The organism is Shewanella sp. 10N.261.52.F9, from assembly GCF_041471165.1.
Lineage (GTDB): Bacteria > Pseudomonadota > Gammaproteobacteria > Enterobacterales > Shewanellaceae > Shewanella > Shewanella marinintestina.
This window is the reverse complement of the sequence record NZ_JBFRNX010000013.1, coordinates 279,451-292,341: the sequence shown is the minus strand read 5'-3', so window position 1 is coordinate 292,341 and position 12,891 is coordinate 279,451. Positions and strand designations below refer to the sequence as shown.

The following is a 12,891-nucleotide window of genomic DNA, read 5'->3' as shown; positions in this document are numbered from 1 at the left end:
AAGCTGTGGTGACGAACAAGCAATCAACAGAAAAAATCAAAATAATATTTTTAATAAATAAAAAAATGGACTTATAAAAATGAAAAAATGGCTTTTGACAGCAGCTATCGCGACCTCTTTTGGCGCTCTAGCTGACGAAGGTATGTGGCAGCCTTACCAGCTTCCAGCAATGGCTGATGAACTGAAAGCAAAGGGCTTAGAAATCGATGTTAACTCGATTTCTAAATTGACCGAATTCCCAATGAACGCAGTAATAAGCTTAGGTGGATGTACGGCGTCATTTGTATCACCAAAGGGCCTGGTTGTGACTAACCATCACTGTGCTTATGGCTCTATCCAATATAACTCTACTCCAGAAAATAACTTACTACGCGATGGCTTTTTAGCCAAGACCTTTGCTGACGAGCTTCCTGCTACTCCGGGCTCACGTGTGTACGTGACCGAAAGCGTAGTCGATGTAACCGATAAAGTGAAAAATGGCCTTGAAGGTGAAACGGGTAACGCATTTTATAAAGGCATTGAGCAACAAGAAAAGAGCTTAGTCGCTGAGTGTGAAAAAGAAGATGGTTACCGCTGTAAAGTTTATAGCTTTCACGGTGGCTTAGAATATTATCTCGTTAAGCAGCTAGAAATTCGCGACGTACGTTTAGTGTATAACCCAGCAGCTAGCGTGGGTAAGTACGGCGGCGATGTTGATAACTGGATGTGGCCACGCCATACAGGCGATTACTCTTTCTATCGTGCTTATGTATCTAAAGATGGTAAGCCAGCAGACTTTAGTAAAGACAACGTACCTTTTGAGCCAAAGAGCTTCTTGAAAGTCTCAGCTAAAGGCGTCAGTGAAGGCGATTTCGTGATGGTCGCAGGTTATCCAGGCCGTACTAATCGCTACCGCACCGCTAACGAAGTTGAGAACCAATTTGAGTGGGCTTACCCAGAAGGTAAAATTCTACGTGAGCGCATTATTGATATTATCAAAGAGACTGCGCCAGAAGGCAGCGATGAGCGTATTAAGTATGAAAGCTCGATTGCTGGTCTAGCAAACTACGCGAAAAACTTCACTTCAATGATCGAGTTTTACGGTAAATCAACCATGCTTGATGATCGTAAAGGCCTAGAGCAAGACCTAGCAAACTGGATTAAAGCTGATAAAAAGCGCCAGGCTAAATACGGCGAGGTGTTAGCGCAACTTGATAAGTTAATTGCCAAGGGGCAGCAAGGCCAAGAGCGCGATTTACTGCTAAGTTACATGGGCTATAGTACTATGATGAGCACGGCAAATAGCCTGTACCGTCTAGCTAATGAAAAAGCGTTACCTGATATGCAACGTGAGCCTGGTTATCAAGATCGCGATATGACTCGCTTTACCTCTGGTATGGAGCGTATTGAGCGCCGTTATGCGGCTAGTGTAGATAAAGCGATACTTGCAGATCTAATCAGCCGTTATGCCGCATTACCAAAAGATCAGCGTTTACCAGCGTTTGATAAAGCCTTTGGGATTGGCAACAAGTTTGACATGGCTAAGTTTAACAAGACGTTAGATAAGATGTACGCCAACACTAAGCTGTCTGACAAAGACACACGTCTGGCTTGGATGGACAAATCTGTCGCTGAGTTTAAAAAGTCGAAAGATCCATTTATTCAATATGCTGTTGCGACTTATGACGAGCGCATGAAGCGTGAAAAAGCGGAAAAGCAGTTAGCGGGTGATTTAATGAAGGTACGTCCACAATACATGGATGCCATCATTGCCTATAACCGTGAGCAAGGTAAGCCTGTTTACGCAGACGCTAACTCAAGCCTACGTGTTACAGTGGGTCACGTGAAAGGTTACTCACCTGAAGATGGTCTTAAAGCTGTGCCGTTTACTCGCCTAGAAGGTATTTTAGCCAAAGACACAGGTGTTGAGCCGTTTAACGCGCCAGTTAAGCAGTTAGAACTTATTGCGAATAAGCAATATGGTGATTACTACGTGAAATCACTGGATTCTGTGCCAGTTAACTTCCTATCAACGCTTGATACCACAGGTGGTAATTCAGGTTCACCAACGTTAAATGGCCGTGCAGAGCTTGTTGGCTTACTGTTTGATGGTGTATACGAGAGTATCATTGGTGATTGGGGTTACGATCCACAGACTAACCGTTCTATCCAAGTGGATAGCCGTTATATGCTTTGGGTAATGAAGTACCTTGATAATGCCGATAACCTACTAGAAGAAATGGAAATTGTTCATTAATTTTCGACCTTGATAGACCAAGGTTAGATAGGTCTTTTGGATGCCAAAGCCGAAACATGAAAGTGTTTCGGCTTTTTTGATTTTTGGTGATTTGTTGAGTTGTCGTTTTGCCATATTGGTAAGACAAAGTTTAATGGTTAACTCGAACCTAAATCTTAAGCAACAGAAGCTAACAATTTCTTTAGTTCATCGGAACTTAAAGGTCTCATCTCACCCTCAGGCAAATCCCCCAACTGCAAACTCTGAATCGACACTCGTTTAAGGTCGATAACCTTAAATCCCAAGGCTTGCGACATACGCCTAATCTGGCGGTTTAAACCTTGGGTTAAGGTTATCTGATATTTATCAGAGCCTAAACGGCTCATCACACAAGGTAAAGTGACGACATCTTTATAGCTGACCCCTGCGGCCATGCTCGACAGAAAAGCATCATCAAAAGCACGGTCAACTTGCACATGGTAAGTCTTAGCATGACCAAAATCTGGATGCATCAGCTTGTGCGTCAGCTCACCATCGTTGGTTAAAATCAGTAGACCACGACTGTCTTTATCAAGACGGCCAACTGGATAAAGCCTTGGAGAGGTCGGCAATAGATGCAATAAACTGTTTGGTAAGTCTGGTAGTAGGCGGCTGTCAGTGCCTACAGCTTTGTTAAATAACCAATAAGCCTTCGCTTCAACATTAGCAACGAGCTCATCGTTAACGTAAATCAGCTCTAAGCATTGTTGGCCGTCTGCAGTGTCGATAATAGTGACTGTATCAACATGGTTTGCTTGACGTTCACCAATGCGTACCAAGCCATCTCTGATAAAACGGGTGGCAGCACGGCGTGAACAGCAGCCGGTTAATGCGAGGTATTTTGCGAGTCTCATTGGAGATTGGTGCTCTTTATTAATACTTAATGCTCAGCGTATAGAACTGTGAGCGTAGAGTTAATTGTAGTGTTAGTACTCCATCGTTAGCACTGTCTTTCAATACTTTGTAAATAACAGGACTACTCAGGAGCCAAATAATGCTGCGCCAGTGACTGCTGGTTTATTATTGCCACTTTACGAATTCCCCATGCGTGGGCTAGACACCAGATCATTACTATATTGGTTTGTGCCCACATAGTGATAGGCACCCAGCAGTAATGGCTTTGAGTATGGGGCTTGTCACAGGGAGTAAAATCTAAGGTGTGCCAGTTTAACTGAAAAACCAGTCCTGATGCGGCAATAAAGCCCAAAACACTAATAAAAAATACTGGCCAACTGCAGGCTGAATTGTGGTTAAATTTATCGGTAATACACAGAAAGTACATAAGTACTGTACCCACTAAAAAACAGGTTGAAACGAGTCTATGGGTTTCTAAATAGTTGATAGGAAAAATGCCCATCAAGATCACGCAAAAGCCAACCCAAGCGCCAATCAAAGATAGGTAATTACTGAAGTAGCCCAGCTTTAATAGAAACAAGGCCACCATAGACAACACAATACATAAGCCGGCTATCATCAAAGAGATGTTGTAGATAAATGCGTAGCGGGTATAGGTATAGTCGCCTAAAAAATCAGCGCGTTGATTAAGCACTTCTGAGCCAATATTTTGGTATTCAAACCAAACTGATAGCGACACGCCTATCGCCGCAATTAATGCTCCCATAAAAATCATCACCACCACTAGGCGGTGCAGATCATACTGCATAGATTGATGTTCTAATGTGTTGCTCATAGCTATCCTGCTGTGATTTCACGGCGTAATAAACAGCAAAAAGGAGTACATTTTCATGTACTCCTTGATGGGATTAATCAGTTCTTTATGAACAGATTTTAGTACCTAAAAGCTACAACCTGCCTGATTAATTACGTTTACGCAAGATAACGATGGCAACAGCAACAACCGCTAAGATCATGCAGTACCAAGCGTGAGTAACAACTGTTAATGGCGATAAACTGAAGGTTGAAGCAACTAGCAGAGCTTGTGCACCGTAAGGGATAAGGCCTTGAATGATACAAGAGAAAATATCTAAGATACTTGCTGCGCGCTTAGGTGTTACACCATGCTTTTGAGCAAGATCTTTAGCGATGTCACCAGTAACCACAATCGATACTGTGTTATTTGCTACACAAGTGTTGGTTGCTGCCACAATAGCGGCCATACCTAACTCTGATGCACGGCACGATGCTTCGCCTTTGGCTTTAGAGAAACGACTAATTAGCTTTTCAATCTGTTGGCTTACAAATGCTAGACCACCTTGTTGCTGCATTAGCGCAGCTAAACCACCGACTAACATAGACAGGATGAAGATCTCTTGCATGCTACCGAAACCAGCATAGATATCTTGACCGAATTGGATTACACCGTAATCCATGGTGGCGATGCCAGTAATACCTGCAAGCAGAATACCGATAGTCAGTACAACAAATACGTTAAGGCCGGCAACGGCTAAGAACAAAATCGTTAAGTAAGGAATGACTTTAACAAAATCAATTTCCTGAGCTGCCACTTGTGCTTGACCTTGGCCAGCTAAAGTAAAAATTACCAAGGTAATGATTGAAGCTGGGATAGCGAAAATCAGGTTCTCTCGGAACTTGTCTTTCATTTCACAACCTTGGGTACGGGTGGCTGCAATGGTCGTGTCAGAAATAATTGATAAGTTATCACCAAAAAGTGCACCTGAAATTACCGCACCTGCCATAATGGCCAAGTCGATTTGCGCTTCGTTGGCAACGCCTAGTGCAATTGGTGCTACAGCTGCGATGGTACCCATAGAGGTGCCCATTGCGGTTGCGATAAACGCGGCAATCACGAAGAACCCTGGTAGTAGTAAGCTTGATGGCACTAAAGACAAGCCTAGGGCAACAGTAGCGTCAACACCGCCAGTCGCTTTGGCTACTGAAGCAAATGCACCCGCCAGTAAATAAATCATACACATTGCGATGATATTTGAGTGGCCAATGCCGTTTAAAAAAGTTTCTATTGATTGGTTAAGCTTTTGCTTTGAAATCAAAATAGCAAAGATAATGGCGGGTAAAATTGCCACTACACTTGGTAATTGATAAAAGGCAAAGTCTACACCTTGGCTTTGAAAGTAAACGCCAGCACCAATAAATAGCGCTAAAAATAAAAATAGTGGCGTCAGGGCTAAAAACGATGGAGCCGTTTTTGCGGTTTGGGCTTCAGGGGCATTACTGGAAGTCGTCAATGTTATCTCTCTTATCTTCTATCAGTCTTTGAACCATTGTTCCCATTGCCCTCCTAGCTGGAACAAACTATTCATTAGTTATCGCTAAATCATAGAATGGTACATCTCAATAGGTGAGAGGATATGAGATTGAAAGACGTCTGTCAATTTAGACGTCTAGATGTTTTTACTGCTAACAGCTGGTTTACCAAAAATTGTGAACTCGGTTGGCTTAGCTGTCGCTATTTAAGGTTTGGCTTAAGTTGCCAAGTTTGTGGGTAAAATACAAATCAATTTAAGTAAAGTTCTGTGGATCTGATGAGTGATATTTCATCTAGAGTTTATCGATAAGTGGTAAGCTTGAGTGGTTTAAGTCTTGGGCTAAACCATGGCATATGTAATCAGCGTAAATACCGACTTGATAAAAAGAGAATTAACATGCAATTGATGGATATTGATAAAACAACTTACCGTAAGAACACTAATAAGGTGATCATGAGCTTTGTCGCTAGCTTGGCGATATTAGCTTTGGTATTTGGCGCAATACTTATTCACTTTTTTGGTGCGCCAGCTGCGGTAAGTGGCGAATCAACAGGTAACTTTCATCTTAATGTTATTGGCGTGGTGTTAGCATTAGCGGTTTGCAGTGCGGTATTAAACAGCCAAAAGCAGAAGCCATTTTTTCAAGAAGTTTATTATGTGTGGCGTTTAAAGCAGTTACATAATCAAATTTACCGCAAGCTCGCTAAGATAAAGCAAGCTGCCGAAAATAATGAGCCAAACGCATTTATTATTTTAAGCTTCTATTTTGTCAGCTTAAAACAGGTATACACCCTAGATGACAATACCTTAACCCTTGCAACCGTTGAGCAAGATTTAAATCAGCTTAACGATAAAATAGCCTCTTTAGGTTTGAGTATTAGTGCTGAGCAATTTGAACCTACAATGCTAGAACAGATCTAATACTTACCTCAATACTGTTTGATATCATATCTTCGAAAACGGCTAGCGAACTTGTAATCTAAATTTGGTTAGCTGTTTTGTTCTAGTTTGTCGCGCCATATGCCTGCATTTAAAACCTTTATCACTTTTGGCTTCAACTTGTATTAAGTCATTTATTTGCTATGTTTTTATTTAGTGAATCCTGAATTTAATCATTCAATTCACAGAATATTTATTTTGCTTAAAACGCTTAAGCAAAATCAGAAAAACGGATTGATGAATTGATACCCAAGGTTGGAGATCCCATGAAAAAAGCGCTAGCACTATGTCCTTTTGCGGCTTTGGCCTTTGTGCCGAATTGCTTTGCCGTTGAAGTCTATAAAGATGACAAGAATGTATTTGAGATTGGTGGTTATGTTGATGCTCGAGTGATTGATACTCAGGGCGTCACTGAAGTGGTCAACGGTAGCTCGCGGATTAACTTCGCCTTTACTCGTAATATGTCGAATGACTGGAAGAGCTACGTCAAACTGGAGTGGGGGGTAAATCCATTCGGTAACAGCACGATTTCTTATAGCAGTGAAAGTAATTTTGAAACTAAAAGCGGTGACTTTCTCAATAATCGTCTCGGTTATGTCGGTCTGAGTCACGATGATTACGGTTCAGTTTCTATTGGTAAGCAATGGGGTGCTTGGTACGATGTCGTATACAACACCAACTATGGCATGGTTTGGGATGGTAATGCCTCGGGAACTTACACTTATAACAAGTCTGACGGTGCCATTAATGGTGTCGGTCGTGGTGATAAAATCATTCAGTACCGTAATAGCTTTGGTGATTTTAGTATGGCGGTGCAGATGCAGCTGAAAAACAGCGTATCGGATATCCCTGATGACAATTCTGGTAATCCAAACCGTTTGGTGATGACTGAATACGATAACACTTACGGTGTGGGCTTAACTTATAACGTTACTTCAATGTTTACCTTAACAGCAGGCGGAAATATTGGTGAGCCAGAGGGCATAACAGCTAGTGGCCGAGTAATATCTGAAACAGATTATATCTATGGTGTTGGCGCGAGTTGGGGCGGCTGGGATCAATTTGGTTTTTATGCCGCTGCGAATGTGAATGCTAACGAGTACCATGACACAGATAATTTGGGCCGCTTTTTACAAGATGCAGTCGGGTTAGAGTCTTTGGTGTCTTACTACTTCGATAATAATATTAAGATTTTGGCCTCTTACAATATTTTAGAGGCTGGCGATGAGTATGAAAGAGTTCACCCAGGCGATGTGTTTAAGCGCCAGTTTGCTTTTGCTGGCGTACACTATTACTGGGATAATAGCTTGGTTATGTATCTAGAAGCGCGTAAGGACTTTAGTGATTTCTCTAGCCGCGATCCAGATAAAGAGTCGGCGCAGCAGCTTACCGAAGATGACGGTGTCGCCATTGGTATTCGCTATATTTTATAGCGTGTCCGTTATTTAGCCTGTTGAATGGCACCAACAGCGTGAGTTCAGTAAGCAAAAAGGCTTGCCTTTAACGGGTAAGCCTTTGTTGTTTTTAAGCTGCACGAATTTTAGTCGTGACTAGATCCTCAAACGACTAATCTTTTAAACGATAGGTCACTTCAACTCTATCTTGGATCATCACTTGCCCTTGCTGGTAGCTTTGGCCTACATCGAAGCTTTTAGCTTCTGAGTTCATACGTAGCATGACAGGTTGAATTGGGCGCTGCTCGAAGTAGCTGATCTCCCATACGCCATCGATTTCTTCGCCAAAGCCCGCGGCTAAGGTTTTGGCTTTTTGTTGGGCATCTTTAATCGCAGCCATTCTGGCTTGCTCGACATACTCAGCTTCTTTACTCGACTTAAGCGCAATGTTATTGATGCGGTTAATACCTTGCTCAAGTGCTGAGTCTAAGATGTTATTGAGCTTGGCAAGATCCATTACCGTTACCTTGATGCGGCGATTGGCGTTGTAACCAATAAGCTGGTTAGGCTTATTTTTTTCATATTGATATTGCGGCTGCAAATTGATATTGGCGCTCTGAATAAGCGCTTTATCTATACCGGCTTTTTCAAGGCGAGCTAGGAAGCTTGCCACAGCTTTGTCTGATCCGCTTTTAGCGTCTTGAGCGGTTTTAGCTTTAATGACCACTTCAACGTTTACTTCAGCCATATCGGCTTTAACCGCGATTTCACTTGTGCCTATGGTATTTAGATGAGGGAAGTCCACGTCAGCAGCATGGGCGCTTGCTATCATGCTGCTTGAAGCGATAAGAGTAGAAACGACGGCGGCAATAATTGATGATTTCATAATGGCTCCAAAAATAGTAACTGATTCAAGTATGAATGACTTGTCTTGTTAGCTATAAACGTCGCCGTTTTGAAAAAGGGTTTTATTTTTAAACTTTTTTTGAGAACTGTTTTTAAAAGTATTTTTATCGACAGTTTAGAGTTAGCTAAAAACTGTCTTTAAAAAGTACATCATCAATTACTTTTTGTTGCTCCCAACCGGCGGTTTTTAGTTCTGGCTCATCAAGAAACTCATCCACATAGCCAATACATAAATAGCCAATTAGTTCGCTTTGCTCTGGGGCATTTAGGATTTGTTTTACTGCATTAGGGTCAATAATACTGACCCAACCTACACCGATATTTAGTGAGCGAGCCATTAACCATAGGTTTTGAATGGCACATACCACACTGAAACGCCCCATATCAGGCATACTGGTTTGCCCAAGCACTGGAGTCGATTGTGGTTGATAAAATACCGCAAGGTTAACCGGGGCTTCTAATATGCCTTCTAGTTTGAGCTTGCTGTACTGAGCATTTTTATCGCCAGTAAATTGCGCTTGCCCGGCAATATTGGCCTGTAAAAACGATTGCTGCACTTGTTGTTTTACTTTATCTGAGCGGATCACCACAAACTGCCAGGGCTGCGAGTAACCAACCGATGGTGCGTGCAGTGCGGCCTCAAGCAGTTTATCTAAAACACTGTCATCAACTGGGGTAGGTAAAAAGTGATTGCCGCGTACATCACGGCGAAGGCGCATGATGTCCATAAGTAGGTGGCTATCGTTTAACGAAAATGACTGGCTCATAAGGCTCTCTCAATAAGCAATAAAAAGGCGCCTCAACGGGCGCCTAGAGCTTAACTGTAATTTACAGGTAACGCAGCTAACTTATATGCGTTAGTTAATTAGCATCGATATCGCATAGCCTACAACGGTTGCTGTTATCACACCAATAAAGCCAGGCATGATAAAGCTGTGATTAACGATGTATTTACCTATATGGGTGGTGCCAGTTCTATCAAAGCTAATGGCTGCTAAGTCACTCGGGTAGAACGGGAAGAAGAAGTACGCATAACAAGCTGGTAGCACGCCGATAAGCACCGGCGCAGGAATACCTAGCGAGAAGCCCAATGGCAACATAATAGTTAAAGTGGCTGCCTGACTCTTTAAGAATACCGAAGCGGTGAACATAGCAATGGCAAATGACCAAGGGTAAGCGTGGACAATATCGCTAACTGACTCGATTAAATAGCTTTTGTGATGACCAATAATGGTGTCACTTAGCCATGCAATACCAAAAATAATAATCACCGCGGTCATGCCTGCAATAAACACATTGCTGTGCACGATTTTCTTCGGGTCAATTTTGGTCGCGAGCAGAATAATTGCGCCTACCGATAGCATCATAAACTGAATGGCTACCGACATTTTAACGCCTTCTGGCAGTAATTGGTCACTGAACATAGCTAGGGCTATGACCGACAAAATACCGAGTAAAAAGATGCTTAAGCCTTTCTTTGCTGTGTTGTCATTTTTAGCCGAATCAGTAGTATCTGATTCGGTATCAATTAAGCTGTTTCTAAAGTCTTCATCTTGCAGGCGTGCTTGAAATTCTGGATCTTTATCGAGATCTTTACCGCGATTAAGGCTCCAAGCTGATGCAACAAGCACACCAATCAATGTCGATGGGATAGTCACTAGTAGCACATCAATCAAACTGATATCTAAGTTGTTTTCCATTGAGGTAGCAATAACGACTGCTGCTGCCGCTGCTATTGGGCTAGCTGTAATACCCATTTGCGACGCCACGGTGGCAATGGCAAGCGGGCGTTCTGGACGAATGCCTTTCTTGTAGGCGACATCGTAAATAACCGGTAATAGCGGGTAAACCGAGTGTCCAGTGCCCACCAATACTGTTAAAGAATACGTACACAAGGGGCCTAGAAATACAATCTGGCTTGGGTGTTTACGCAGTAGTTTTTCTGCGTAGCGTACTAGCAGTTTTAAACCACCAGTCGCTTCAAGGGTTGCTGACGCCGCAACTACAGCAAGAATAATCAGCATCACGTTGATAGGCGGGCTACCCGGTGCGATACCAAATACAAATGCTAACACCGAGACACCTAAACCACCGAGTAGACCAAAGGCTACCCCACCGTGGCGGATCCCCACAAAGATAACAGTTAACAGCAAGAGCATGTGTACGAAGAACATTGGGGGTTCCTTTATAGTTCAGGCGAAATAAAGAGTCGTGGTGTAGCAGTGATTGTCAGCAATAGCCTTGTTATACCGTATGTCATTAATTGCTTAAATAGCGAGGAAGCAGCAAGGTGATGGGGCGCATTGATTTGATCAACTTTTTGCTAAAACTGTGAACTGGAATGATTCTGAAATAATGGCAACTTTTTACAGATAAAAGTACTAGTTAGTGATTTACACTTAATGAAAAGCTATTTTGTAGTGGTATATGTTGCTTGGCGTGACCTTGGTTGTTTTATGGACTGGATTTTCTGTGTACAATGGCGCTACCTAATCTTTAGCTAAGAGGATATTACTCACTGTGTTAATGACGCCACCCTAACGTTTTGCCCCCCTTATAGCTTTCATTGCTAACTTAAGTATCACACTTAATCCTTTGCGTACGTCAATTCGTTGTCGAATTCTTACGACTGTTTTCTGCGCCAAATTTTATCAAAAAAGCACGCTTAATACGCCAGCCTAATCTCTGGTGCGTACTGCCGTGCGAAAAAACTGAGATGTTCAATGTTTAAAAATTTCAAAAACGATTGGTTGTCTAATATTCGTGGCGATCTGCTTGCGGGCTTGGTTGTTGCGTTAGCTCTGATCCCTGAGGCAATCGCATTTTCTATTATTGCTGGAGTTGACCCTAAAGTGGGGTTGTACGCTTCGTTTTGTATTTCTGTCGTCATTGCGTTTACAGGAGCTCGTCCCGGTATGATCTCTGCTGCAACAGGGGCGATGGCCTTATTAATGGTGACATTGGTAAAAGAGCACGGTTTAGAATACTTGCTTGCAGCCACAGTCTTAACCGGTGTGCTGCAAGTACTAGCGGGATACCTTAAGCTGGGTAACTTAATGCGTTTTGTATCGCGTTCAGTGGTAACAGGTTTTGTTAATGCGTTGGCAATATTGATTTTTATGGCGCAGTTGCCTGAGCTTACCGATGTAACTTGGCATGTCTATGCTATGACCGCTGCTGGTCTCGCCATTATCTACCTTTTCCCGCTTATCCCTTTTGTCGGTAAACTGATCCCTTCACCATTAATTTGCATATTAGTGCTTACTATTGTGGCGGTGATATTTAACCTTGATGTGCGTACGGTTGGCGACATGGGGGAACTGCCAGACACCCTACCTATCTTCCTTTGGCCAGACGTACCTATAAATATCGCAACTCTATTTATCGTATTGCCATATTCTGCTGCACTGGCGATTGTCGGCTTGTTGGAGTCGATGATGACAGCAACTATTGTCGACGACCTAACTGGTACAAAAAGTGATAAAAACCACGAGTGTAAAGGTCAGGGCTTAGCGAATATCTCTAGTGGTTTACTTGGCGGCATGGCTGGCTGCGCCATGATTGGTCAGTCGATGATTAATATCAAATCCGGGGGACGAGGCCGGTTATCAAGTTTTGCCGCTGGTATATATCTGCTGGTTATGGTGGTGTTTCTAGGGCCTTGGTTACAACAGATCCCAATGGCAGCGCTAGTGGCTGTAATGATTATGGTGGCCATTGGCACCTTCTCTTGGCGCTCGATTACCGATATGAAGCAACACCCATTGTCGACCAATATCGTAATGTTAGCCACGGTGGTGGTGGTTGTACTGACACATAACCTTGCTCTTGGTGTGTTTGTTGGTGTGTTACTGGCATCACTATTTTTTGCGAATAAGATTAGCCGCATGATGGTCGTTAAACAACTTGATGTTGTAACGGGGACCAGTGAATACCGTGTCATTGGTCAAGTATTCTTCGCCTCCGCAGACAAGTTTATACAGTCTTTTAATTTCAAAGAGGTATCAGAGTCGGTCACTATCAACCTTTGTGATGCGCACTTTTGGGATGTAACAGCTGTGTCAGCGTTAGATAAAGTGGTGATTAAGTTTCGCCGTGAAGGCACTAATGTGAGTTTAATTGGTATGAATCAAGCCACGCAGACTATTGTTGATAAGTTTGGTGTACATGATAAACCTGAAGAAGTCGAAAAATTACTGGCTGGACACTAAGA

Annotated in this window: 10 protein-coding genes; 4 read left to right on the top strand and 6 right to left on the bottom strand. The window is 42.7% G+C overall.

Features of this window, described 5'->3' with window-relative positions; all coding sequences use genetic code 11:
• The first annotated feature begins 79 nt into the window (after positions 1-79).
• Positions 80-2,236, top strand: a complete 2,157-nt coding sequence (locus tag AB4298_RS10295) for a S46 family peptidase (protein WP_371986620.1) — start codon at positions 80-82, stop codon at positions 2,234-2,236.
• A gap of 155 nt (positions 2,237-2,391) precedes the next feature.
• Here AB4298_RS10295 and AB4298_RS10290 read toward each other — a convergent pair whose 3' ends face one another.
• From AB4298_RS10290 to AB4298_RS10280, 3 genes are all read right to left on the bottom strand, one after another.
• Positions 2,392-3,108 (bottom strand): pseudouridine synthase, encoded by a 717-nt coding sequence (locus AB4298_RS10290; RefSeq protein ID WP_248998214.1) that lies wholly within the window; start codon positions 3,106-3,108, stop codon positions 2,392-2,394.
• 122 nt (positions 3,109-3,230) lie between these two features.
• A complete protein-coding gene (locus AB4298_RS10285) occupies positions 3,231-3,944 on the bottom strand; it encodes a hypothetical protein (protein WP_248998215.1) in 714 nt (237 codons plus the stop codon).
• A gap of 127 nt (positions 3,945-4,071) precedes the next feature.
• Entirely contained in the window at positions 4,072-5,418 is a 1,347-nt protein-coding gene (locus AB4298_RS10280) for a Na+/H+ antiporter NhaC family protein (RefSeq protein ID WP_248998216.1), read from the bottom strand.
• A 417-nt stretch (positions 5,419-5,835) separates the two neighbouring features.
• Here AB4298_RS10280 and AB4298_RS10275 point away from each other — a divergent pair, with 417 nt between their 5' ends.
• Both AB4298_RS10275 and AB4298_RS10270 read left to right on the top strand, forming a co-directional pair.
• A complete protein-coding gene (locus AB4298_RS10275) occupies positions 5,836-6,360 on the top strand; it encodes a DUF3087 domain-containing protein (protein WP_371986618.1) in 525 nt (174 codons plus the stop codon).
• Between the two features lie 284 nt (positions 6,361-6,644).
• The gene (locus AB4298_RS10270; protein WP_371986617.1) at positions 6,645-7,811 is read left to right on the top strand and encodes a porin; all 1,167 of its coding nucleotides are present in this window, start codon (positions 6,645-6,647) and stop codon (positions 7,809-7,811) included.
• Between the two features lie 133 nt (positions 7,812-7,944).
• Here the strand turns inward: AB4298_RS10270 and AB4298_RS10265 are convergent, their stop codons facing one another.
• The 3 genes from AB4298_RS10265 to AB4298_RS10255 all read right to left on the bottom strand — a co-directional run bounded on the left by AB4298_RS10265 (position 7,945) and on the right by AB4298_RS10255 (position 10,852).
• Positions 7,945-8,658: an oxidative stress defense protein gene (locus AB4298_RS10265; RefSeq protein WP_371986615.1), complete on the bottom strand. Its 714-nt coding sequence runs from the start codon at positions 8,656-8,658 to the stop codon at positions 7,945-7,947.
• Positions 8,659-8,803: 145 nt separating this feature from the next.
• Complete coding sequence (gene bluB, locus AB4298_RS10260) at positions 8,804-9,445, bottom strand: 5,6-dimethylbenzimidazole synthase (RefSeq protein WP_371986614.1); 642 nt, start codon at positions 9,443-9,445, stop codon at positions 8,804-8,806.
• Positions 9,446-9,535: 90 nt separating this feature from the next.
• Positions 9,536-10,852: an anaerobic C4-dicarboxylate transporter gene (locus AB4298_RS10255; RefSeq protein WP_371986613.1), complete on the bottom strand. Its 1,317-nt coding sequence runs from the start codon at positions 10,850-10,852 to the stop codon at positions 9,536-9,538.
• A gap of 549 nt (positions 10,853-11,401) precedes the next feature.
• Between AB4298_RS10255 and AB4298_RS10250 the strand changes: the two genes are divergently transcribed.
• Positions 11,402-12,889 (top strand): SulP family inorganic anion transporter, encoded by a 1,488-nt coding sequence (locus tag AB4298_RS10250; protein WP_248998222.1) that lies wholly within the window; start codon positions 11,402-11,404, stop codon positions 12,887-12,889.
• Positions 12,890-12,891 lie beyond the last annotated feature (2 nt).

Bases quoted from the DNA above. Each gene is read 5' to 3' on its own strand.
- AB4298_RS10255 (WP_371986613.1), bottom strand. From the start codon at position 10,852: ATGTTCTTCGTACACATGCTCTTGCTGTTAACTGTTATCTTTGTGGGG.
- AB4298_RS10285 (WP_248998215.1), bottom strand. From the start codon at position 3,944: ATGAGCAACACATTAGAACATCAATCTATGCAGTATGATCTGCACCGC.
- AB4298_RS10290 (WP_248998214.1), bottom strand. From the start codon at position 3,108: ATGAGACTCGCAAAATACCTCGCATTAACCGGCTGCTGTTCACGCCGT.
- AB4298_RS10295 (WP_371986620.1), top strand. From the start codon at position 80: ATGAAAAAATGGCTTTTGACAGCAGCTATCGCGACCTCTTTTGGCGCT.
- bluB (WP_371986614.1), bottom strand. From the start codon at position 9,445: ATGAGCCAGTCATTTTCGTTAAACGATAGCCACCTACTTATGGACATC.
- AB4298_RS10270 (WP_371986617.1), top strand. From the start codon at position 6,645: ATGAAAAAAGCGCTAGCACTATGTCCTTTTGCGGCTTTGGCCTTTGTG.
- AB4298_RS10275 (WP_371986618.1), top strand. From the start codon at position 5,836: ATGCAATTGATGGATATTGATAAAACAACTTACCGTAAGAACACTAAT.
- AB4298_RS10265 (WP_371986615.1), bottom strand. From the start codon at position 8,658: ATGAAATCATCAATTATTGCCGCCGTCGTTTCTACTCTTATCGCTTCA.
- AB4298_RS10250 (WP_248998222.1), top strand. From the start codon at position 11,402: ATGTTTAAAAATTTCAAAAACGATTGGTTGTCTAATATTCGTGGCGAT.